Source organism: Marimonas arenosa (genome assembly GCF_030848945.1).
Classification (GTDB): domain Bacteria; phylum Pseudomonadota; class Alphaproteobacteria; order Rhodobacterales; family Rhodobacteraceae; genus Marimonas; species Marimonas arenosa.
On the sequence record NZ_JANHAX010000007.1, the window covers coordinates 241,193 to 261,517 of the forward strand.

The following is a 20,325-nucleotide window of genomic DNA, read 5'->3' on the forward strand; positions in this document are numbered from 1 at the left end:
TTGGTCCTCCCTCTCTTATGCCGCGCTGATCTTGCAGAGGGTCACTTTCGACTCCTGCATCTGCGTGACTGAATCATAGCCATAGGTGAAGGCCGTGTTGGCGGATTCACCCAGGACGTAGGGGTCGGCGCCGGAGGGGTACTTGTCCCTCAGGTCCTTGCCCTGGAACTGGCCACCGAAGTGGAAGGGCATGAAGGCGACGCCTTCACCCACCCGTTCGGTGACCATGGCCGCCACCTTGACCTTGGCGCCTTCGGCACCTTCGACCCAGACCTGTTGCCCGTCGCGGATACCGAGGTTGTTGGCATCGCGCGGGTTAACCTCGACGAACATTTCCTGCTGGAGTTCGGCGAGCCAGGGGTTCGACCGGGACTCGTCGCCGCCGCCTTCGTATTCGACAAGGCGGCCCGAGGTCAGGATCATCGGGTAATCCTTTGAGAAGTCCTGCTTCTGGATCGACGCATAGAGCGTCGGCAGACGGTAGAACTGCTTGTCCTCGTAGGTCGGGTAATCCTCGACCAGGTCGCGGCGGTTGGTGTAGAGCGGCTCGCGGTGAACCGGGATCGGGTCGGGGAAGGTCCACACCAGTGCCCGCGCCTTGGCGTTGCCGAAGGGCGCGCATTCGTGCTTGATCGCGACCCGCTGGATGCCGCCCGACAGGTCGGTTTTCCAGTTGGTCTTGGGACCTGCCACCGCGTCGATCGCGGCACGTTCCTCGTCGGTCAGGTCGCTGTCCCATCCGAGATCCATCAGCATCTGCATGGTGAATTCGGGATAGCCGTCCTGAATTTCCGACCCGACCGAGTAGACCCCGTCGGCGAGGATGTTGTTGCCGTCATGTTCAACGCCGTAGCGGGCGCGGAAGGTCAGGCCGCCTTTCGACACGGGTTTGGACATGTCGTAAAGGTTGGGTGTGCCCGGGTGGCCCATTTCGGCGGTGCCCCAGCAGGGCCACGGCAGGCCATAGTAATCCCCGTCGCACGGGCCGCCCACGGCTTGCAGCGTCGTCCGGTCGAACGTGTGCTGGTTTTCCATGTGCAGCTTGAGCCGCTCGGGCGATTGGCCGGTGTAGCCGATGGTCCAGAGACCCGAGTTCCACTCGCGCGTGGTGTCTTCCACCGACGGCGAGCCCGCGTCATCCCGCGAAATGTTGCGGAAGAAGCGGTCGGCGAAACCGAACTTGTCGGCGAACATCGCAATGATGTCCTGATCCGGCTTGGCTTCGAACAGCGGCTCGAACACTTTTTCGCGCCATTGCAGCGAGCGGTTCGACGCGGTGCAGGACCCGTAGGTTTCGAACTGCGTCGCCGCCGGCAACAGGTAGACCCCGTCCTTGCGGTCGGAAAGCACGGCAGAGACGGTCGGATAGGGGTCGATCACGACCATCAGGTCGAGCTTCTCCATCGCGTCCTTCATCTCGGCCATACGGGTCTGCGAGTTGGGGGCATGGCCCCAGAACACCATCGCCTTGAGGTTTTCCGGCTGGTCGATGTTGTCCTTGGCTTCCAGCACGCCGTCGATCCAGCGCGACACCGGGATGCCGCTGGAGTTCATCAGCGCCTTGTCCTTGCCGTCCTTGCCCTGGATGGTGGCGAACCGGCCCTTGAGCCAGTCGAGATCTTCGCCCCAGACCCGGGCCCAGTGCGCCCAGCTGCCCGCGGCGAGGCCGTAGTAGCCCGGCAGCGAATGCGACAGGATGCACATGTCGGTGGCGCCCTGCACGTTATCGTGGCCGCGGAAGATGTTGGTGCCGCCACCCGAGGTGCCCATGTTGCCAAGGGCCAGCTGCAGGATGCAGTAGGCGCGGGTGTTGTTGTTACCGTTGGTGTGCTGGGTGCCGCCCATGCACCAGATCACGGTGCCGGGACGGTTGTTGACCAGCGTCCGGGCGACGCGTTCGAGTTGGCTGCCCGGCGTGCCGGTAACGCGTTCGACTTCCTCGGGCGTCCATTTCGCCACCTCGTCGCGGACATGGTCCATGCCATAGACGCGGGTGCGGATGAACTCCTTGTCCTCCCAGCCGTTTTCGAAGATGTGCCAGAGGATGCCCCAGACCAGCGCCACGTCGGAGCCGGGACGGAAGCGGACATATTCATCGGCATGCGCGGCGGTGCGGGTGAACCGCGGGTCGCAGACGATCAGCGGCGCGTTGTTCTGCTCTTTCGCGCGCAGCACGTGCAGGAGCGAGACCGGGTGCGCCTCGGCGGGGTTGCCGCCGATGATGAAGATGGCCTTGGAATTGTGGATGTCGTTGTAGGAGTTGGTCATGGCGCCGTAGCCCCATGTGTTGGCAACGCCCGCAACGGTGGTCGAGTGGCAGATTCGCGCCTGGTGGTCGACGTTGTTAGTGCCCCAGTAGCCCGCGAACTTGCGGAACAGGTAAGCCTGTTCGTTCGAGAATTTGGCCGAACCCAGCCAGTAGACCGAGTCGGGGCCGGATTTCTCGCGGATGTCGAGCATCTGGTCGCCGATCTCGTTGATGGCGGTTTCCCAGCTGACGCGGGTCCATTCGCCGTCGACGAGTTTCATCGGATACTTGAGGCGGCGTTCGCCGTGGGCGTGTTCGCGCACCGAAGCGCCCTTGGCGCAGTGGGCGCCCAGGTTGAACGGGCTGTCCCAGGCCGGCTCCTGGCCGGTCCAGACGCCGTTTTGCACTTCCGCCAGGACGGTACAGCCGACCGAGCAGTGGGTGCAGACGGTTTTCTTGATATCGACCGCCTCTTTGGGGCTGGCCGCTGCGGCCTGCGCCTGGCTGACGCGGCCGGTGGTGGTTGCCAGCGCGGCCATTCCGCCGATGGCGAGGCCCGAGCCCCGCAGGAATGAGCGCCGGTCGACCTTGGCCGAGGCGGCCTTGGTCAGGACCTGAGCGGACCGGGAGCCTCTCGCAATCCCGCCGTTCTTCTTCCTAAGCATGGTTTTCTCCCTATGTGCTCCGGGCGAGCGCCCGGACAGTTCCGGCTCGGGTCTGGGGTCAGGGCCTCACGCAACCGTCTCCCTCGTCGTGCCGGTTTGCCGTTCCGTCCGAAGTCAGAACCGCGCTGTCTCCAGGTATTTCCTGGTGTGCGGGGTGTCTTGCAGCCCGCTTTTCGCGGCTTCAGGCGTCTCGCTTGCGTCCACCGGGCTGCCCGTGGCCGCCGCAAGGGCGACAGCGGGCGCGGCCATGCCGCCCAGCTTCAGGAAGTTACGACGGCTGGTGCCTTCGTTTTTGTCAGACATGGTGTCCGTCCTCCTTTCAATTCGTCACGCGGGCCCCGCGGGGCCCGGCGTCAGCTTTCCATCCGGAAGGCCTGGTCTTCGATTTCCATGAAGATCCGGCCGATGCGTCCCACCGGGACGTAGAGTGCCGACCCCTTGGCCTTCTCCAGATCCGAGAAGAAGTGTTCCGCCCAGGGTTTGAGATGGGCGGTGAAAAATTCTTTCTGCACGTTCAGGCAGATCGGTGCCGCGAACTGGCCGCGAATGAGACCGGCCATGATTTCCAGCAGCGTCGCGATGTGATCTTCCGGTTCGGAATGGTCGCCCGATTTCTCGATGCCGAGACGGGTCATGTCCTGGCGCAACACCGCCAGCGGTTTTTCGTTCAGGAACCCGGTCAGGTAGTAGCTGGCAAAGGGCAGCAACTCGCCCCGAGTGAGGCCGATAAAGAGAGCGTTGTATTCCCGCTCGGCGTCCCGCGGGGTGATATTGCCGGCCATCCGGGCCAGCAGCGCGATGTTCTGACCAAGCTCGGACTCGTCACCCTGAATCCCGGCCAACTGATCGAGGGTGGCCGCGTCGGGCGGGGCGGACAGAAGGCCCGACAGCAGAGCATAGAGATCGGCGCGAAGATGGTCTTCTTCTCCGATTTCGGCTTCGGCTGTCATTTCATGCGCGTTCTGCAAATCTCTCCCCTGCGTTTTTCTTGAAGCCGCTCTTGCCGTGACAACGTACGCCTAAATTCAGCCTAAGCCGATTCCCCGGCGTCTGTCCAAACATATGCAACACTTTGTGCCGTTACCCTAGGTCATCACCTTGATCAGGATCAACCTTTTTGCCAATTTTTCCCGACTGGACGTGCCGTCATCCGTCGTCGGTAAACACCATCCGTCCGGGCGGCGGCAGCGGGCGATCCTCGCGGTCACGTGCGGTACGATCTGTGCCGGCTTCCCTGTCCGGTAGTGGCGCGGCTGCGGCCGATTCCGTCTGTGTGTCCGGCTTGGCTGGGGGAGAATCAGACAGATCGTCCGGCACGGCTGCGGTGGCGGGCGCCTGTTCCGGGCCGTCGTCGACCGGGGCGGCGGCGGGCGTTTCCGCGGCCTCGGGGTCTTCCTCGGTCTTGTCCTTGAGGAAGCCGCGGCCAACGCGATAGGCGGTCTGGATGACGCCGGTGATGTCGCCCGAGCGGAAATCCTCGCCGTAGTCCACCAACCCGTCGAGCACCGCGAGGTCGGGATTCGAGCGCCAGAGCACCCGCAGGGCGCGTTGGCGCAGGAAGGCGGGCACCTCATTTGACATGAACCGGGAAAAGTCGTCGCCGGGCGCGAGGCTTTCGGGGACGGGCAGGTCGAGACGGGCGAGCAGCGCGGCTTCGTCCTCTTCGCTCTCGGGGGGCGCCAGATCCTCGGCCTGCTCTGGCTCGGACGCCGGCGCGGGTTGTGGCGCCGACGGTTCTGCCGGTCGGCTGCGCTTGAGGCGCGACCAGCGTGAGAACAGGCCTTCTTCCTCGTCGTCACGGTTCTTCAATGTAGACGCCCCGGCTTCATTGCGGACGGCGAGCGGTAGACATCGGCGTCCTGACGGATGCGGGCATCGCCGACGCCGTCTTCCTTGAGATCGACGCGTTTCTTGTCGCGCCGGCGTTTCTTGAAGGGTGTTTCCTCGCCCTGCGCGGCGCAGAAACTGGCGAGCCAGTCGACCAGCGCGTCCGGCAAGCGCACGGGTTCGACGATATCCTCGCTGGTATCGAGGTAGTCCTGCGCTTCGTAGGCCGAGACCGTCAGGGTCAGCACGCCCATCCCGTCCGGGCCGCTGCCCTCGCCGTCGCGCATGACGACAAACGCCGAAGGCACGTTCATCGCCAGAGTGACGCGGTAGGATTCGGTTTCGGCGCGGTGCAGCTCGAGCGGCAGGGTGACGGCATGGTATTCGATGGCGCCGTCCTCCTCGCGCAGGACTTTCCAGTCGGCGGGGGCGGCGCCGGGAATCAACCCGGCGGGCTCCCACACCCATTTCGCCCAGCGGGTGACGCCGGGACGACGCCGCAGGACCACGCCGACCATGATCGAGGCGCGGCGCGGGCCGGTTTTCGGTTCGGGGGATTCGCACGTTTTCATGCGGTGAGTTTATCGACGCGCGGGGACAAGTCAAAAGCCTCTGGCAATCGCGGGCGGATTGGGTTTGGATTGCCGCGAACGGAGGGAACGCGGATGACGAAAACGACCAGCTTGCTGCTGTGCGATTGTGCTGGAACGATGCGGCTCGATGCCGACAGCGCCGGGGCGGCGGTGGGAGCGGAGCGGGTGAAAACCTGTTCGCGGCTCTGCACCGGTGACGTCGATCTGGCCCAGACGGCGCTGGAGGGCGATGGCCGGGTGATGATCGCCTGCGGCCAGGAGGCGCCGCGCTTTGCCGAGCTGTGGGAGGCACTGGAGAGCGACGCCCGGCTTGTCACCTGCGATATCCGTGACCGGGCGGGTTGGACCGGGGACGGTACGGCCTTCGCCAAGCAGGCCGCGCTGTTGGCCGAGGCGGCGCTGGAACCGCCGGAGATGCCGGTGAAGGAGGTTGAGTCGCGCGGTACGCTGCTGATCCTCGGCAGCGGAGAAGCGGCGGTGCATGCTGCGCGACGCCTGGCGGACGTCATGGCCGTGACCTGTCTGATCGATGGCGCCGCCGAGGTGCTGGCGCCCGAACCGGGATTCGATCTGGCATCGGGGCGACTGGTGTCGGGCAGCGGCGCGCTGGGCGGTTTCAGTGTCAAGGTCGCGGGATTTGCCCTGGCCGAGCCGGGCGGCCGCGGTGCGCCCGGGTTCGGGCCGGCGCGGGACAATGTGCGCTCGGAATGCGATGTGATCCTGGACCTGCGCAAGGGAGCGGCACCGCTATTTCCGGCGCCGTCGAAGCGCGAGGGGTATCTGCGGGCCGATCCCGGTGACCGGGCGGCGGTGGAGGCGGCGGTTTTCGAGGCCTCGCAGCTTGTGGGCGTGTTCGAGAAGCCGATCTATGTCCGTTTCGACCCGCTGATCTGCGCCCATTCGCGCGCCAGCCAGACCGGATGTTCGCGCTGTCTCGACATTTGCCCGACCGGCGCGATCACCCCGTCCGGGGATCACGTGGAGATCGACCCTGATGTCTGCGCCGGCTGCGGTGGCTGCGCCGCGGTCTGCCCGTCGGGGGCGGCGAGTTACGACAACCCGGATGTCGGTTTCCTGTTCCGGCGGTTGGCGACGCTGGCGGATGCTTTTCGTGCAGCCGGCGGTGCGCGGCCGCGGCTGCTGGTGCATGATGAAGACTTCGGGGCTGAACTGATCGCGCTGTCGGCGCGGCATGGTCGCGGTCTGCCGGCGGATGTGATCCCGTTTGAGGTCTACAATGTCGAGGGTTTCGGCCATGCCGAGATGCTGGCGGCGCTGGGCGTGGGGTTTGCCGAGGTCATGCTGCTGACCGGACCGCGCACCGAGATGACGGTGCCCGATGCGCAGCTCGAATTGGCCCGCGCCATCGTCGAGGGAACCGGGCATGCCGCGACGCGACTGCGCGCCATCGCGCCATCCGACCCGGACGCGCTGGAGGCGACCCTGGCCGGCGAGGCGCCGGACCCGGCGGTGCCGCAGCCGATCCTGCCGATGGGCGGGCGGCGCGAGGTGACGCGGCTGGCCGCCGCCGCGCTGGCTGGCGGCAAGACCGATCCTATCCCGCTGCCCGATGGTGCGGTCTATGGCACGGTCGAGGTCAATACCGATGCCTGCACGCTGTGCCTCGCCTGTGTCTCGCTGTGTCCGTCGGGGGCGGTGATGGATAACCCCGACAAGCCGCAACTGTCGGTGCAGGAGGCAGCCTGCCTGCAATGCGGTATCTGCGTGAACACCTGCCCGGAGGACGCGATTTCGCTCCTGCCGCGGCTCAATCCCGGCGCCGACGCGCTGGCGCCGGTTGTTCTGAACGAGGAAGAACCGTTCGCCTGCATCTCCTGCGGCAAACCGTTCGGGGTGCGCTCGACCATCGAGCGGATTGTGGCCAAACTCGAGGGAGCACACCCGCTGTTCACCGGGTCGAACAATGCCGATCTGATCCGGATGTGCGATGATTGCCGGGTCAAGGCGCAGTTCCACAGCCAGGCCGCGCCGTTCGCCGGCACGAGCCGCCCGCCGGTACGCACGACCGAGCATTACACGAAAAACGGCGGCGGATCGGACGAGGGTGAGGCCTGAGCCTCTGCTTGCCGCGCCGATTTGAAGCATAGATCCGCGGCGAATCCGGGTTTCGTTTGCGGGACCGTCATGCCAGCATGGCAGCGGTTCTGGGAAACCGGGGGAACGACGGGATGAGCGCAGATCAGCGAGACCCGAACGGCGATATCGGATCGAGCCCGATGGCCCGGGTTCTGGAGGCGGAGAAGCACGCTGCCAGCCGGATCGCGGCGGCACGGGCCGAAGCGGCGGATATCGTTGCCGCGGCCAAACTGGCAGCGCGGCGGGAAGCCGAGCGGGCCGACCGGCGGATCCTTGCACTGCACGACTGTGTCCGAAAGGCATTGAAGGCCAAGCAATCCGAGGTCGATGCCGAGTTTCGCCGAATGGCGGACACGACCAGCGCCGAACTGAGCGACGACGAGGTCGACGCGTTGGTGGCACGGATGGCACGCCGGCTGACGGGCCAGGTAGAATGACGGATCGAGCAGCATGAGGAGGCGGGCCGGATGATGGCGGAATCGGGTTTTGCCTATGCTTTGGCACGGCTGCATGCCCGGCTGGCGGTGCGCATGGGCGAGCCCGACTGGCAGCAACTGGAGGCGAGCCTCGATCTTGCGCACGCGCTGGAACTGGCCGGACGGATGCCGGTGGTACGCGTCACCCGGCAGCTCAGTCGCGCCAGCGGGGTGCATGCGATCGAAGCGGCGCTGCGGCAGGCCCTTTCAGACGATATCGCCGAGGTTGCGGGGTGGCTGCCGCCGCGCTGGCTGGCGGTGGCCGACTGGTTTGCCGGGCTGTCGGATCTGCGGCGCAGGGACTTCGCCGCACGGGAGGCACCGCGGCCCGAGTGGTTCGATGAGAGCGAGGAGGGATGGGAGAGCGCAGCCGTGCAATGGCGGTCTGAATGGACGAAACGGATTCGCGCCGCCGGTGGCGCCAAAGGGCTCGATGTCGCTCTGGCGCCGATGCTTTCGCGGTTCCTCTGGTCTGGCGGCGCGGGCGCCGTGCCGGCACCGATCCTGTCCTGGGGCGCTCTGGAGGCGCATTTCATCAAGGCTTTCCGCACGGCGGGCAACGGACCGGTGGCGGTGTTTGCCGTCCTCAGCCTGATGCTGCTGGACAATGAACGGCTGCGCGGCCTGCTGGTGAGCCGGGCGGTCTTTGCGGGAGGGCCGTGATGCTGCGTGCCCGCGCCACCCACTGGTTCGAGATCATCACCACCCAGCGCGACATGGCGGCGGTGATGCAGGTGCTGGCCGAAACCGGGGCGGTGGAGCTCGAGGCGCACCCGCTGCAGGGCGTGCAGCCGGTGTTGCCGCAGCTCGATGCTTTCTTCGAGGAATTCGCGGCGCTGGAGAAGAAATACGGCCGCTACTGGCCGCCGCGCGAGGCATCGGTGAAATGGCGCGACGAGGAGCCGGCGGCGCTGTTGGAGCGGATTCTGGAAAATCTGCGGGTCTGGGTGAAGCAGGCAGGGCCGGCGATCGAAGACAGCCAACGCTTCGAAACCCGGGCGGGCGAGCTGAAAATGCTGCGCGACCTGGTCGAGGCGGCCGGGGGCTTTCCCTTTGCCGGGTTGCCGGCGGACGGGGCGGGGATCCTGGCACGCGCGATTTACCACGTGAAGGCCGAAACGCCTGCCGTTACGGCGCCCGGTGGCCTGCTGGTTCAGGGCTTTCCGGCCCGGGACGGCGAGTTCCTGGTGGCGATCGGTGAAGCCCGGGACATGGCGACGTTCCGCGGCGAGATGGCGGCGTTGCGGGCGCGCGAGTTGCATCTGCCGGAGGTGGTGGCCGACGACAGGGCCAAAGCCGACGCGGACCCGCTGGCCGGATTGGACGCCGCTCTGGCCGAGAATGCGGCAGAAGAGCGCGCCGCGCGGGATCGGATCGAAGTCGTGTCGCGGGCGCTGGGTCTCGGCGACATGCTGGCACGCGTGGCGCTGTTTCGCTGGCTGCGTGAGCACCGTGCCAATCTGCAGGGGACCGACTGGACGTTGCGGATCACCGGCTGGATCGACCCTGACCAGGCGCGCGCGGTCGAGGCGGCGCTGGATGCGGCCGGGGTCGATACGGTGCTGTCGCTGGGCGATGCCAACGCGGGGCAGGCGCCGATGTTGCTGAGCAATCCCGGCTGGCTAAAGCCTTTCGAGTTCTTCCCCCGCCTTCTGGGCATGCCCGGCGCCGGCGAGGCCGACCCGAGCCTCGTTACCGCACTGATCGCACCACTGATGTTCGGGTATATGTTCGGCGACGTCGGCCAGGGGGCGGTGCTTCTGGCCATCGGGCTGTGGGGCCGCAAGCAGTATCCGCTGCTGGCGCTGCTGGTGCCGGGCGGCGTCATGGCGATGGTGTTCGGGCTGCTGTTCGGGTCGGTCTTCAGCCGCGAGGACATTCTGCCCGCCCTGTGGTTGCATCCGCTGCAAGAACCGCTGACCGTGCTGGGCGTGGCGCTGGCCATGGGGATCGTGTTTCTGCTGGGCGGAGTGCTGCTCGATGCGGTGCAGGCGGTGTGGACCGGCCGACTGAAATCCTGGCTCTATGCCAATACCGGCATCATGCTGGCCTACCTTGCGGTGCTGGCGGCCTTTTTCGAACCCGCGCTGATCTGGGGCGTGCCGCTGGGGCTGGTGCTGGCGGTCGCGGGCGCGCGCGACGAGACCGGGCAGATGACGGCGGGCGCGGTGGCCAGGGCGCTGGGGGAGTACCTGGAATCCCTTATGCGGCTGCTGGTCTCGAGCGTGTCGTTTTCGCGGGTCGGAGCCTTTGCACTGGCCCATGCCGGCCTGTCGGCGGCGATCGTCGGTATGGCAGATGCCGCCGCGGGCGCAGTGGGTCTGGTCGTTCTGGTGTTGGGCAACGTGCTGATCATCGCGCTCGAAGGGCTGGTGACCGGTATCCAGATCACGCGGCTGGTCCTGTTCGAATTCTTCACCCGGTTTTTCAAGGCCGGCGGGCGGGAGTTCCACCCGCTGAGCTTTCCCGATCATGACTTCTCAGCAAAGAATGGAGATGCAACGTGAAACCTATCAACGTCCCGGTTGCCGGGTTCATCCTGTGGAACATCGTGCTGGCTCTTGGGGCCTGGTACCTGCTGTCGGGTCCCGCCCTTGCAGCGACCGACGCCGCTGACGCCGCCGCGGGCGGGGTTGCCGAGCATGCCGGTTGGGCAATGATTGGCGCCGCCCTTTCGGCAGGGCTGGCCGCGCTGGGCGCTGCCTATGCCGTAGCCGTGGTCGGCAGTGCCGCGGTCGGGTCGATGACCGAAAAGCCCGAGCTGATGGGCCGGCTGCTGATCTTTGTCGGGCTGGCCGAAGGGATCGCGATTTACGGCCTGATCGTGGCTGTTCTGATCCTGAACACGGTTTAGGGCCGGGATCCGCGGGGCGATGCAGGAGATCCTGTTCATCGGCGACGAGGTGACCGCGGCGGGGTTCCGGCTTGCCGGGGTCGACACCCGCGTCGCCGCGCCGGGTGAGGCGGCTGAGTTGGTGACCGCCGAGATGCCGCAGCGGCGGGTGATCCTGCTGACGACCGAGCTGGGGCAGGCGTTGCCCAAGGCGGTGATGGACCGGCTGCAGCAATCGGCGGAGCCGGTGGTGGTTTTCCTGCCCGATCTGCCGGGGCGGGCCGGGGCGCTGGATTTGGAAGCCCGGGTGCGGCGCGAACTAGGGATCGAGGGAGACGGATGAGCGAACAGAGTCAGGACGAGAACGCGGCCCGGCTGATCGCCCGGATCGAGGCCGAGGCCGAGGCGGCTTGCGCGCGGATCCTTGAGGCGGCGCGCGACGAGGCGGCCGGCCTGCGCGCGGTGGCCCGGGCGCAGGCGCGGGCCCGGCTGCGCGACGAGGTGGCGGCTTTGCGGCGCGATGGCACACTGGCGGTGGCAAAGATGCATGCACGGATGTGCAATTCAAAGCGGCAGGTGCAGCAGGCGCGCGGAGCCAAGGCGCAGGAGCGGGCCCTGAGCCGGCTTTGCGCCGGGGTTGACGCGTTGTGGCAGGAAGAAGCCGCGCGCGCGACCTGGGTCGGCCAGGTTCTGGACGAAGCCATGACGAACCTGCTGCCGGGTTCTTGGCGGATCGAACACCCCGCGGACTGGGCGAAGACGGAACGGACGGCTTTTGCTGAGGCGGTCGAGGCACATACGGGCGAAGTTCCCGAGATGAACGCCCGGCCGGGGATGCGCTCGGGCTTGGTGGTGCGGGCCGACACGGCACGGATCGACGCCACCGGCCCGGCGCTGTGTCGCGACAGCGTGCGGCTCAGGGCGCTGATGCAGAGCGAGCTTGAGGCAATGATGATGAGCGAGGCGACGCCATGACCACTGCGACCATCCAGTCGGTTTCTGGGCCGGTGGTGAAAGCCGAGCGTCACGGTCCGCTCAGCGTGGGCGAGGCGGTGTCGGTGGGGCCGATGCGGCTGCTTGGCGAGGTCGTGCGGGTGAGTGCCGGTCATTGCACGATCCAGGTTTACGAGGAGACCACCGGTCTGCGCTTCGGTGACGCCATCGAGGGCAGCGGTTTGCCGCTATCGGTGAAGCTGGGACCGGGCCTGTTGGGCAATATCTTCGACGGGTTGCTGCGGCCGCTGCGTGACGGCGGCGATGCGGTGCATTACCGCGTGAAACCGCTGGTCGAGCCGGGCGCGACGGTCACGGCGGGACAGCGTATTGCCGAGATCGAGGGGCTGGCCAAGGCGCAATTCGCGTTGGCGCCGCAAAACCTGAGCGACGCCGAGCTGATCTGGATCGAGACTGGCGAGGTGACCGAGAGCGATCCGATCGCGCGGGTGAAAACCGATGACGGGCAGGAGCGCGAAATCGGGCTAGTGCAGCACTGGCCGGTGCGAGAACCGCGGCCGGTGCGCCGGCGGCTGGCACCGAACAAGATGATGGTGACCGGCCAGCGCATTCTCGACAGCCTGTTCCCGGTGGCGCGGGGCGGTCGGGCCGCCATCCCGGGCGGTTTCGGCACCGGCAAGACGGTGCTGCAGGAGACGCTGGCGAAATGGTGCGATGCTGACGTCATCGTCTATGTCGGCTGTGGCGAGCGCGGCAACGAGATGGCCGAGGTGCTGCACGAGTTTCCCGAACTGGAAGACCCGCGCACCGGGCGGCCGCTGATGCAGCGCACGGTGGTGATCGCTAACACCTCGAACATGCCGGTCGCGGCGCGCGAGGCCTCGATCTATACCGGCGTGACGGTGGGCGAGTACTTCCGCGACATGGGGTTCAACGTGACGTTGATGGCGGATTCGACCTCGCGCTGGGCCGAGGCGTTGCGCGAAGTGTCGGGGCGACTGGGCGAATTGCCGTCGGAATCGGGCTATCCTGCCTATCTCAGTTCGCGGCTGTCGGAATTCTACGAACGCGCGGCGCGGGTCGAGACGCTGTCGGGCCAGAAGGCCTCGCTCACGCTGATCGGTGCGGTCAGCCCTCCGGCGGGGGACTTTTCGGAGCCGGTCACCAGCCACACCAAGCGCTATGTCCGCTGTTTCTGGGGGCTCGACCGGGGGCGGGCGCAGGCGCGGTTCTATCCGGCGATCCACCCGCTTCAGAGCTATTCCGAGGATGCCGCCAACCTGGCCGCCTGGTGGACCAAGCGGGGCAATCCCAACTGGCGCGCTTGGCGCGAACGTTTGCTGGTGCTGCTGGAAGAGCAGGCCAACCTGGAACGCATGGCGCGGATCGTGGGCAAGGATGCGCTGCCGCCGGGGCAGCAGGTGAAACTGCTCTGCGCCGATCTGGTCGGCAACGCTTTCCTGCGGCAATCGGCTTTCTCGGAAGTGGACCGCTACTGCTCGCCCGAGCGGCAGATGGCGATGCTGGGGGCGATCATCCAATTCTTCGACATGGCGGAGGAGGCGGTGGCGCAGGGCGTGTCGCCTGACGACATTGCCAGCGCCGAGTTCTATCGCCGGATGTCGCGGATGAGCGAGGAGATCGGCGAGGGCGAGTTGGAGAAATTCCAGGACCTGCTGGGACAGATGGAGCGCGAGATGGCCGCGCTGGAAAGGAGCGGGGCCGATGCTGTTTGATCTCTGTGTCGAAGACGTGGTGACGGCGATCGAGGGGCCGCTCTTGTTCCTGCGGCGCAACGTCAACGTGGGACTGGGCGACGCGGTCGAGGTCACCGGCGCCAGCGGGCGCACCCGGATCGGGCGCGTGGTGGCGATCGACGGCGACCAGGTGGTGGTGGAACTGCTGGAGGACACCACGGGCCTTGGCGTCGAGAATGTGCGCGTGCGTTTTCACGGTGAGCCGATGCTGATGCCGCTGGGTCCGGGCCTGCTGGGCCGGGTGTTCGACGGTCTGGGGCGGCCGCGCGACGGCGGCGCGCCGGTGGCGGCGACGGTGGAACGGCGGATCGACGCGGGGGTGATCAACCCGGCTGAACGCGGCTTGCCGCAGGATTTCATCCTGACCGGGGTGTCGGCCATCGACGTGCTGAATTCGCTGGTCCGCGGACAGAAGCTGCCGATCTTTTCGGCCGGCGGGCTGCCGCATGACCGGCTGGCGACCTCGATCGCCCAGTCGGCGCGGCTCTTGAAGGATGACGGGCTGGAATTCGCGGTAGTGTTCTGTGGGATTGGTGTCAGCCATGACAGTGCCGAGGCCTTCCGTTCGGCGATGGAGGCGAGCGGCGCGCTGGAGCATACGGCGATGTTCCTGAACCTGGCCAGCGAACCCACGGCGCAGCGGCTGCTGACGCCGCGCTTTGCGCTGACGGCGGCGGAATACCTCGCCTTCGACGAGGGCCGGCACGTGCTGGTGATCCTGACAGACATGACCAACTACTGCGAGGCGCTGCGCGAGGTCAGCGCCAGCCATGGCGAGATCCCGTCGCGCAAGGGCTATCCGGGTTACATGTATTCCGACCTTGCTACGATCTATGAACGCGCCGGCTGGGTCGAAGGCGGGCAGGGGACGGTGACGCAATTGCCGATCCTGACCATGCCGGCGGACGATATCAGCCACCCGATCCCGGATATCACCGGTTATATCACCGAGGGCCAAGTGGTGCTTGACCGCGGGCTCGATCACAAGGGGATCTACCCGCCGATCGAGGTGCGCTCGTCACTGTCGCGGCTGATGGATCAGGGTATCGGCGCAGGCTTCACCGATCCCGACCATCCGGCGCTGGCGGCGCAACTCTTTGCCTCCTACGCCCGGGCGGCGCAGGTGCGGATCCTGTCGAGCGTGGTCGGGCGCGAGGGCCTGACGGCGACCGACCGGCTTTACCTGGATTTCGGCGACCGCTTCGAGGCGGAGTTTGTGCAACATGCCGATATGCGCGAGTTGGAGCAGAGCATGGCCATCGGCTGGCAGGTGTTGAGCCTGTTGCCGGCGGCGGAGTTGACCCGGTTGTCGGATGCCCAGATCGCGGCGCACATCCGCACCGAAGGCGGTGACGATGGCTGACATTACCCCCACCCGTGGCGCGGCGCTGGTGCTGGCTGAAGAGAAGACGTTTCTTGAGACCGGTTTCGGGTTTCTCGATGAAAAGCGGATGTTGCTCGCGGCGACGCTGCTGAAGGAACTGGAAGCGTGGAAGGCGCTGCGCGACGATTACGCGGCGCAGCAGGCTCGGGCGGTGGCGGCGATGAAGGCAGCAATGGCCCGGCATGGGTTGGAGAACCTGCAGCTTTATCCGGTGGTGGAGGCGGCGCATGCGCTGCCGCAGCTGAATCGTGCGCCGCTTCTGGGGTTGGGGCTGTTTCGGGACAGCCCGGATTTCAATTGGCCGGTGTTCAGGGTGGACGAGGGCGTGGACCTGTCGGACGAGGCCGAAGCTTTCCGCGCCGAGGCGGCGAAGCTGGTTCCGTTGGCGGTGCGGCTGGGCCTCAGGCAGTCGAATGTCTGCCGATTGCTGGCCGACTACCGCCGCACCGAGCGCCGGGCGCGGGCGCTGGAGAATGTGCTGATGCCCGAGGCACGGGCGCAGCTGGCGGCGATCACCGAGTATCTCGACGAGTTCGACCAGGAAGAGGCGGTGCGTATCCGCAACGCGGCCAGGTGAGAGTCGGTTCGTTGCCCGGGTAAGTGGTGCGGGCTCGGGTCGTGACGGTGCGGGCGATGCGCGGCGGCGATCTGTCGGGCACGGACCTCGAGGGGGAGCGTTCAGTAACCGGCTCAGGCCGGTCTTGATCCAACACAGGTCGGGCCCGGGTCGTTGCCTAGCGAGGCTTGTGAACATGCGCCGATTGCACCAGGCCGAAGGCGGCCATCAGCACAAGCATGGCCGAACCGCCGTAGCTGACCAGCGGCAGGGGAACGCCGACGACCGGCAAGAGCCCCATCACCATCGACATGTTGACGGCGAAGAAGAAAAAGAACGTGGTGGCGATGCCGAGCGTCAGCAGGGCAGCGAACCGGTTGGGGTTCGACAAGGCCGAGACGATGCAGAAGAAGATGATCAGTGCGTAGAGCCCAAGCAGAGACACCGCGCCGAGAAAGCCGAATTCCTCGGCCAGCGTGGTGAAGATGAAGTCGGTATGTTTCTCGGGCAGGAAGTTGAGGCGGCTCTGGGTGCCCTGCATGAAGCCGCGCCCGGTCCAGCCACCGGAGCCAAGCGCGATCTTCGACTGGGTTATGTGATACCCTGCGCCGAGCGGGTCGGCGGAGGGATCGAGGAACGTGTCGATGCGGCGATACTGGTAGTCGTTCAGAAGCTGCCAGCCGGTGCCGCGCGAGCGGAACACGGCAGCGACGAGGCCGGCGCTGGCGGTGAGGACAGCGGCGAAATAGGCCCAGTGCACCCCGGCGATGAACATCACCGCCCCGCCTCCCAGCAGCAGCAGGATCGAGGTGCCGAGGTCGGGCTGCTGCAGTACCAGCGCGGTCGGGATCAGAATCAATATCACCGGCAGCGCGACCCAGATCGGGTGCGAGACCTTCGACATCGGCAGCCAGTCGTAGTAGGCGGCGAGCAGCATCACCAGCGCGATCTTCATCAGCTCGGAAGGTTGCAGGCGCATGATGCCAAGATCGATCCAGCGCTGCGCTCCCATGCCGACATCGCCAAAGAACGGCACCAGCGCCAGCAAAGCCAGCGTGCCGAGATAGGCCACCAGCGCGATGTTGCGCCAGAACCAGATCGGGACCAGGGCAATCCCGAGCATCAACACCAGCCCAACGGCGAAGCGTTTCATCTGCGGCTCGGCCCAGGGGGTATAGGAGCCACCGGCCACCGAGTAGAGCATCAGGAAACCCAGCGCCGCCACGGCGACCAGCAGGAGCGTGATCGGCCAGTGGACATAGAGGACCTTGCGCGGGCCCGCTGGCACGTATTTGACTGTATGTTCGAGGTAGCTCATGCGCGGGTCGGCCTGTCTTCGGGCGGGGGCGGGCGCAGTTGCCGCAGCCGGGCCTGCTGAGCCTTGATGCGGGCGCGGTCCTTGGCCGGGTAGGCGGCCAAGGGCGGGTCGTCACCGTAGAGCGCCTGAAGCGTGATGTCGCGGGCGATGGGGGCCGCCGCGGTCGAGCCGCCGCCGCCATGTTCGACCACCACGGCAACCGCGATCTTGGGATCATCGAACGGCGCGAAATCGACGAACAGGGCGTGGTCACGGCGCTCCCATGGCAGATCCTCGTTGCGGCTGACGCCGCGGCGACGTTCAGCCTCGGTGATGCGGCGGACCTGGGAGGTGCCGGTCTTGCCAGCCATGCGGAACCCGGGTGCGACGATGCGCGAGGAAAAGGCGGTGCCGCGGGTGTGGTTGGAGACGTCGAACATTGCCTTGCGCACCGTGCGCAGGTGGTTTTCGTTGAGGCCAAGCGGCTGGCCGGCGCCAGAAGGCTGTTCGACGCCGTCGACGGATTTCAGCAGCCGCGGGGTGATCGCGCGGCCGCTTGCGATACGAGCGGTCATCACTGCCAGTTCCAGCGGCGAGGCCAGCACGAAGCCCTGGCCGATGGCGGCGTTGACGCTGTCGCCGACCACCCATTCGGCGCCCTTGGTGCGGAGTTTCCAGGACTTGGTTGGAGCGACCCCGGCCTTGACCGCGGACATCGGGATGTCATAGCCCGCACCGATGCCGAGCTGGCGCGCCATGGCCGAAATGTTCTCGATGCCGGTTTCCAGCGCCAGTTCGTAATAGAAGACGTCGCAGCTTTCGCGCAGGCTGCGGGCGAGGTTGACGTTGCCGTGGCCGGCGCGTTTCCAGCAGTGGAAACGGTTGGAATGGACCTCGAGAAAGCCCTTGCAGTTGTAGGTGTCCTCGGTGGTGATGATGTCGTTGTCGAGGGCGGCGAGCGCGGTGACCATCTTGAAGGTCGAGCCGGGCGGATAGAGGCCCTGCACTGACTTGGCCACCAGTGGCCGGTGGTCGTTTTCCAGCAGCGCGTTGTAGTCGGTGGTCGAGATGCCGTTGACAAACAGGTTGGGATCGAACGTAGGCGACGAGGCGATGGCCAGAAGATCGCCGGTTTCGGTATCAATCACCACCGCGGCGGCGCTTTCCTCGCCAAGCCGCGCCTGGACGTAGTTCTGCAGCATGTGGTCGATGGTGAGCTGCAGGTCGGAGCCGGGGTTGCCTTCCTTGCGGTCGAGTTCGCGCATCACCCGGCCGGCAGCATTCACCTCGACCCGCTTGACGCCGGCCTTGCCACGCAGGCGCGCCTCTTCGCGGGCCTCGACCCCGACCTTGCCGATCTGGAAGCGTGGCAGGCGAAGGAGCTGGTCGGGATTTTCGATGCGGTTGAGGTCGTAATCCGAGACCGGTCCGACGTAACCGACGACATGGGTGAAATCGAGGCCCAGCGGGTAGGCACGCGACAGGCCCACTTCGGGGGTGACGCCGGGCAGCGCCGGGGCGTTGACGGCGACGCGCGAGAGTTCTTCCCAAGTGATACGCTCGGCGACGGTAACCGGCGTATCGCCGCGGCGGCGGCGCATTTCTTCGAGCGCGGCTGCGGTCTCTTCGGGATCGAGCGTGACGATCTGCGCCAGCCGGGTCAGCACCGTCTCGGGGTCTCCGGCCTCTTCACGGGTCATGGTGATGCGGTAGGAGGGCACGTTGCGGGCGATAATCCGGCCGGTGCGGTCGAAGATCTCGCCGCGGGCCGGCGGGATCAGGCGGATGTTGATGCGGTTTTCTTCGGCCAGAAAGCGGAACTGGTCGGCCTGTTGAACCTGCAGGAAACGCATCCGCAGTGCCAACCCGCCGAGGATCGCGGCCTGGACGCCGGCGGTGAGCAGGCCGCGCCGGGTGAGGTGCCGTTGTGACAGGGCGTTATCGCGGGGCGAGCGGCGCATGGTCTATTGCCTCTGCCCGAGCGCGTTGACCTCGCCCAGTCCTGGTGCCCGCAGTCTGAACACGAACCGGGCGATGGCGGCGATGAGCGGATAGGCGAGGATCGTCATTGTCATCTGGATGAGCTGTAACCCGAGCCCCGGCAAATCGACCAGCAGAAGCGCCAGGATCAGGCGGTGGCCCAGCATCACCGCGGCGATGGCGAGGCTGACTGTGACCCATTCGACGGTAAACGGCATGCCGCGCAGATCGGCGGTGCGGCGGCGTAGGTTCGAGAAAGCGATCAGCGTCAGCGCAGCATAGAGCCCGGGCGGGCGACCGAGCAGCAGATCGGCGACCAACAGCAGCGCCGCGGTGAGGCCGATGGGCGTGTATTCGGGCCGCCGAAGCGCCCAGGCGAAGGTGAAACCGATCACCAGATCGGGCCCGGCAAATCGGCGCGGCGTGGTCTCCAGCGGCAGCATCTGAAAGAACAGGATGCCGAGGATCAGAGCGGCGAAGCCCGCGCGCATCAGCCAAAGTCGAGTGAGCGAGACCTCATCCATCGGCGCCTCCCCCAGTCGCGGGGACGGTGGCGGCGGCCTCGGGCGTGGTGTCGGGCAGGATCAGGTTGCCGGGGTCGAGAATCCGTTCACGGCCATGGTGGCGCAGCACGCGCAGGAATTCGAGCCGTTCGTAATCGGCCGCGAGCCGTACCCGCATGCGCCCGCCGGGATCGAGTGCGATCTCGCCGATCAGGATCCCGGAAGGGAAGACGCCGCCATCGCCTGAGCTGACCACACGGTCGCCGGGGCGCACCGCGTCGGCGTTTTCCAGAAAGTCGATCACCGGGGCGAGGGTGTTGTCGCCGATCAGGAGACCCTGCTGGCCCGAGGGCTGCACCGTGACCGGCACGCGGGAGGTGGCATCGGTGAGCAGGATTATGCGCGAGGTGTTCTCGCCCACACCCGAGATGCGGCCGACGAGCCCCAACCCGTCCATCGCCGCCCAGCCGTCGAGGATGCCGTCGCGGGCACCGATATTGATCACCACCGATTGCCGGAAGGGCGAGCCCGAGTCGGCCATCACAACGCCGGTGATGAAGGTCAGCCGCGGGTCGAGCCGGACCTTGTTGAGATCGAGCAGGCGGGCGTTTTCCTGGCCCAGCTGCACCGCCGCCTCTTTCCACTTGCGCATCTTCTGAAGCTCGCGCTTGAGCTCCTGGTTCTGCTCGTAAAGGCTTTGATAGCTTTGGAAATCGCGGATCAGGGTGATCGTGGCGGTGACCGGCGCCATGGCCCATTCGAAATTCGGCACGACCTTGTCGACCACCTGGGCGCGGAACCGTTCGACCCGTGGGCTGTCGATACGCCAGACTACGAAGATGGCAATGAGCACAAGCACAAGCACTGACGCCAGCAGCCGCTTGAGCGGGCCGGTATAGTCGTCGGATTGTGAGCGGTCGCGTGCCATGGCGGAGTGTATATCATGGCCGCTGGCCGGGGTTGAGGGGGAAAAGGGTCACGCGCAAATAGTGAGCGAATGGCCGAAGTGAGCCCGGAGCGGACGGTATCAGCGGCCCTTCACTGAGCGAGACAAACCTCTAAGCCGCCTCAGAAGATGAAATCGTTGGCATCGAGATTGGCGATGTTGACGTTTTGCAGCGTGATGGTGTTGCCGCCGCCGGCATCGATCACCAC

19 protein-coding genes are annotated in these 20,325 nt (G+C 66.4%); 10 read left to right on the forward strand and 9 right to left on the reverse strand.

The genetic code is table 11. The features are described from left to right. Nucleotides 1-15: 15 nt before the first annotated feature. The 5 genes from NO357_RS19830 to NO357_RS19850 all read right to left on the reverse strand — a co-directional run bounded on the left by NO357_RS19830 (nt 16) and on the right by NO357_RS19850 (nt 5,312). Nucleotides 16-2,913, reverse strand: coding sequence for a formate dehydrogenase subunit alpha (locus tag NO357_RS19830; protein WP_306737482.1), 2,898 nt, complete (start codon nt 2,911-2,913; stop codon nt 16-18). 114 nt (nt 2,914-3,027) lie between these two features. Continuing rightward, nucleotides 3,028-3,216: a twin-arginine translocation signal domain-containing protein gene (locus NO357_RS19835; RefSeq protein WP_306737483.1), complete on the reverse strand. Its 189-nt coding sequence runs from the start codon at nt 3,214-3,216 to the stop codon at nt 3,028-3,030. 50 nt (nt 3,217-3,266) lie between these two features. Further along, nucleotides 3,267-3,863: a TorD/DmsD family molecular chaperone gene (locus NO357_RS19840; protein ID WP_306737484.1), complete on the reverse strand. Its 597-nt coding sequence runs from the start codon at nt 3,861-3,863 to the stop codon at nt 3,267-3,269. Between the two features lie 196 nt (nt 3,864-4,059). Beyond that, nucleotides 4,060-4,722 carry a DUF3306 domain-containing protein gene (locus NO357_RS19845; protein ID WP_306737485.1) on the reverse strand — a complete coding sequence of 221 codons (663 nt, stop codon included), beginning with the start codon at nt 4,720-4,722 and terminating at the stop codon, nt 4,060-4,062. Then, entirely contained in the window at nt 4,719-5,312 is a 594-nt protein-coding gene (locus NO357_RS19850; RefSeq protein ID WP_306737486.1) for a DUF3305 domain-containing protein, read from the reverse strand. The genes NO357_RS19845 and NO357_RS19850 overlap by 4 nt, the downstream gene beginning before the upstream one ends. A 93-nt stretch (nt 5,313-5,405) precedes the next feature. Between NO357_RS19850 and NO357_RS19855 the strand changes: the two genes are divergently transcribed. The 10 genes from NO357_RS19855 to NO357_RS19900 all read left to right on the forward strand — a co-directional run bounded on the left by NO357_RS19855 (nt 5,406) and on the right by NO357_RS19900 (nt 15,411). Continuing rightward, a complete protein-coding gene (locus tag NO357_RS19855) occupies nt 5,406-7,409 on the forward strand; it encodes a 4Fe-4S dicluster domain-containing protein (protein WP_306737487.1) in 2,004 nt (667 codons plus the stop codon). A 113-nt stretch (nt 7,410-7,522) separates the two neighbouring features. Continuing rightward, complete coding sequence (locus NO357_RS19860; RefSeq protein WP_306737488.1) at nt 7,523-7,867, forward strand: hypothetical protein; 345 nt, start codon at nt 7,523-7,525, stop codon at nt 7,865-7,867. 30 nt (nt 7,868-7,897) lie between these two features. Next, a complete protein-coding gene (locus NO357_RS19865) occupies nt 7,898-8,569 on the forward strand; it encodes a hypothetical protein (protein WP_306737489.1) in 672 nt (223 codons plus the stop codon). Beyond that, nucleotides 8,569-10,413: a V-type ATP synthase subunit I gene (locus tag NO357_RS19870; protein ID WP_306737490.1), complete on the forward strand. Its 1,845-nt coding sequence runs from the start codon at nt 8,569-8,571 to the stop codon at nt 10,411-10,413. The genes NO357_RS19865 and NO357_RS19870 overlap by 1 nt, the downstream gene beginning before the upstream one ends. After that, nucleotides 10,410-10,760: an ATP synthase subunit C gene (locus NO357_RS19875; RefSeq protein WP_306737491.1), complete on the forward strand. Its 351-nt coding sequence runs from the start codon at nt 10,410-10,412 to the stop codon at nt 10,758-10,760. Before NO357_RS19870 ends, NO357_RS19875 begins: the two co-directional genes overlap by 4 nt. Nucleotides 10,761-10,779: 19 nt before the next feature. After that, the gene (locus NO357_RS19880) at nt 10,780-11,082 is read left to right on the forward strand and encodes a V-type ATP synthase subunit F (protein ID WP_306737492.1); all 303 of its coding nucleotides are present in this window, start codon (nt 10,780-10,782) and stop codon (nt 11,080-11,082) included. Beyond that, nucleotides 11,079-11,714, forward strand: a complete 636-nt coding sequence (locus tag NO357_RS19885; protein WP_306737493.1) for a hypothetical protein — start codon at nt 11,079-11,081, stop codon at nt 11,712-11,714. Before NO357_RS19880 ends, NO357_RS19885 begins: the two co-directional genes overlap by 4 nt. Continuing rightward, complete coding sequence (locus tag NO357_RS19890; protein WP_306737494.1) at nt 11,711-13,429, forward strand: V-type ATP synthase subunit A; 1,719 nt, start codon at nt 11,711-11,713, stop codon at nt 13,427-13,429. Before NO357_RS19885 ends, NO357_RS19890 begins: the two co-directional genes overlap by 4 nt. Then, a complete protein-coding gene (locus tag NO357_RS19895) occupies nt 13,419-14,813 on the forward strand; it encodes a V-type ATP synthase subunit B (RefSeq protein ID WP_306737495.1) in 1,395 nt (464 codons plus the stop codon). The genes NO357_RS19890 and NO357_RS19895 overlap by 11 nt, the downstream gene beginning before the upstream one ends. Continuing rightward, nucleotides 14,806-15,411, forward strand: a complete 606-nt coding sequence (locus NO357_RS19900) for a V-type ATP synthase subunit D (protein WP_306737496.1) — start codon at nt 14,806-14,808, stop codon at nt 15,409-15,411. Before NO357_RS19895 ends, NO357_RS19900 begins: the two co-directional genes overlap by 8 nt. A gap of 157 nt (nt 15,412-15,568) precedes the next feature. Here the strand turns inward: NO357_RS19900 and rodA are convergent, their stop codons facing one another. From rodA to mreC, 4 genes are read right to left on the reverse strand one after another with little or no spacing between them, the layout of a single operon-like run. Beyond that, nucleotides 15,569-16,708, reverse strand: coding sequence for a rod shape-determining protein RodA (rodA, locus tag NO357_RS19905; protein ID WP_306737497.1), 1,140 nt, complete (start codon nt 16,706-16,708; stop codon nt 15,569-15,571). Continuing rightward, a complete protein-coding gene (gene mrdA, locus NO357_RS19910; protein ID WP_306737498.1) occupies nt 16,705-18,648 on the reverse strand; it encodes a penicillin-binding protein 2 in 1,944 nt (647 codons plus the stop codon). The genes rodA and mrdA overlap by 4 nt, the downstream gene beginning before the upstream one ends. 3 nt (nt 18,649-18,651) lie before the next feature. Further along, entirely contained in the window at nt 18,652-19,191 is a 540-nt protein-coding gene (locus NO357_RS19915; RefSeq protein ID WP_306737499.1) for a rod shape-determining protein MreD, read from the reverse strand. Further along, nucleotides 19,184-20,098 carry a rod shape-determining protein MreC gene (gene mreC / locus NO357_RS19920; protein ID WP_306737500.1) on the reverse strand — a complete coding sequence of 305 codons (915 nt, stop codon included), beginning with the start codon at nt 20,096-20,098 and terminating at the stop codon, nt 19,184-19,186. The genes NO357_RS19915 and mreC overlap by 8 nt, the downstream gene beginning before the upstream one ends. Nucleotides 20,099-20,325 lie beyond the last annotated feature (227 nt).

Excerpts from the sequence above, each read along its gene's own strand:
- NO357_RS19830 (WP_306737482.1), bottom strand. The coding sequence starts at position 2,913 with ATGCTTAGGAAGAAGAACGGCGGGATTGCGAGAGGCTCCCGGTCCGCT.
- NO357_RS19835 (WP_306737483.1), bottom strand. The coding sequence starts at position 3,216 with ATGTCTGACAAAAACGAAGGCACCAGCCGTCGTAACTTCCTGAAGCTG.
- NO357_RS19840 (WP_306737484.1), bottom strand. The coding sequence starts at position 3,863 with ATGACAGCCGAAGCCGAAATCGGAGAAGAAGACCATCTTCGCGCCGAT.
- NO357_RS19850 (WP_306737486.1), bottom strand. The coding sequence starts at position 5,312 with ATGAAAACGTGCGAATCCCCCGAACCGAAAACCGGCCCGCGCCGCGCC.
- NO357_RS19855 (WP_306737487.1), top strand. The coding sequence starts at position 5,406 with ATGACGAAAACGACCAGCTTGCTGCTGTGCGATTGTGCTGGAACGATG.
- NO357_RS19860 (WP_306737488.1), top strand. The coding sequence starts at position 7,523 with ATGAGCGCAGATCAGCGAGACCCGAACGGCGATATCGGATCGAGCCCG.
- NO357_RS19865 (WP_306737489.1), top strand. The coding sequence starts at position 7,898 with ATGATGGCGGAATCGGGTTTTGCCTATGCTTTGGCACGGCTGCATGCC.
- NO357_RS19870 (WP_306737490.1), top strand. The coding sequence starts at position 8,569 with ATGCTGCGTGCCCGCGCCACCCACTGGTTCGAGATCATCACCACCCAG.
- NO357_RS19880 (WP_306737492.1), top strand. The coding sequence starts at position 10,780 with ATGCAGGAGATCCTGTTCATCGGCGACGAGGTGACCGCGGCGGGGTTC.
- NO357_RS19885 (WP_306737493.1), top strand. The coding sequence starts at position 11,079 with ATGAGCGAACAGAGTCAGGACGAGAACGCGGCCCGGCTGATCGCCCGG.
- NO357_RS19890 (WP_306737494.1), top strand. The coding sequence starts at position 11,711 with ATGACCACTGCGACCATCCAGTCGGTTTCTGGGCCGGTGGTGAAAGCC.
- NO357_RS19895 (WP_306737495.1), top strand. The coding sequence starts at position 13,419 with ATGCTGTTTGATCTCTGTGTCGAAGACGTGGTGACGGCGATCGAGGGG.
- NO357_RS19900 (WP_306737496.1), top strand. The coding sequence starts at position 14,806 with ATGGCTGACATTACCCCCACCCGTGGCGCGGCGCTGGTGCTGGCTGAA.
- rodA (WP_306737497.1), bottom strand. The coding sequence starts at position 16,708 with ATGAGCTACCTCGAACATACAGTCAAATACGTGCCAGCGGGCCCGCGC.
- mrdA (WP_306737498.1), bottom strand. The coding sequence starts at position 18,648 with ATGCGCCGCTCGCCCCGCGATAACGCCCTGTCACAACGGCACCTCACC.
- NO357_RS19915 (WP_306737499.1), bottom strand. The coding sequence starts at position 19,191 with ATGGATGAGGTCTCGCTCACTCGACTTTGGCTGATGCGCGCGGGCTTC.
- mreC (WP_306737500.1), bottom strand. The coding sequence starts at position 20,098 with ATGGCACGCGACCGCTCACAATCCGACGACTATACCGGCCCGCTCAAG.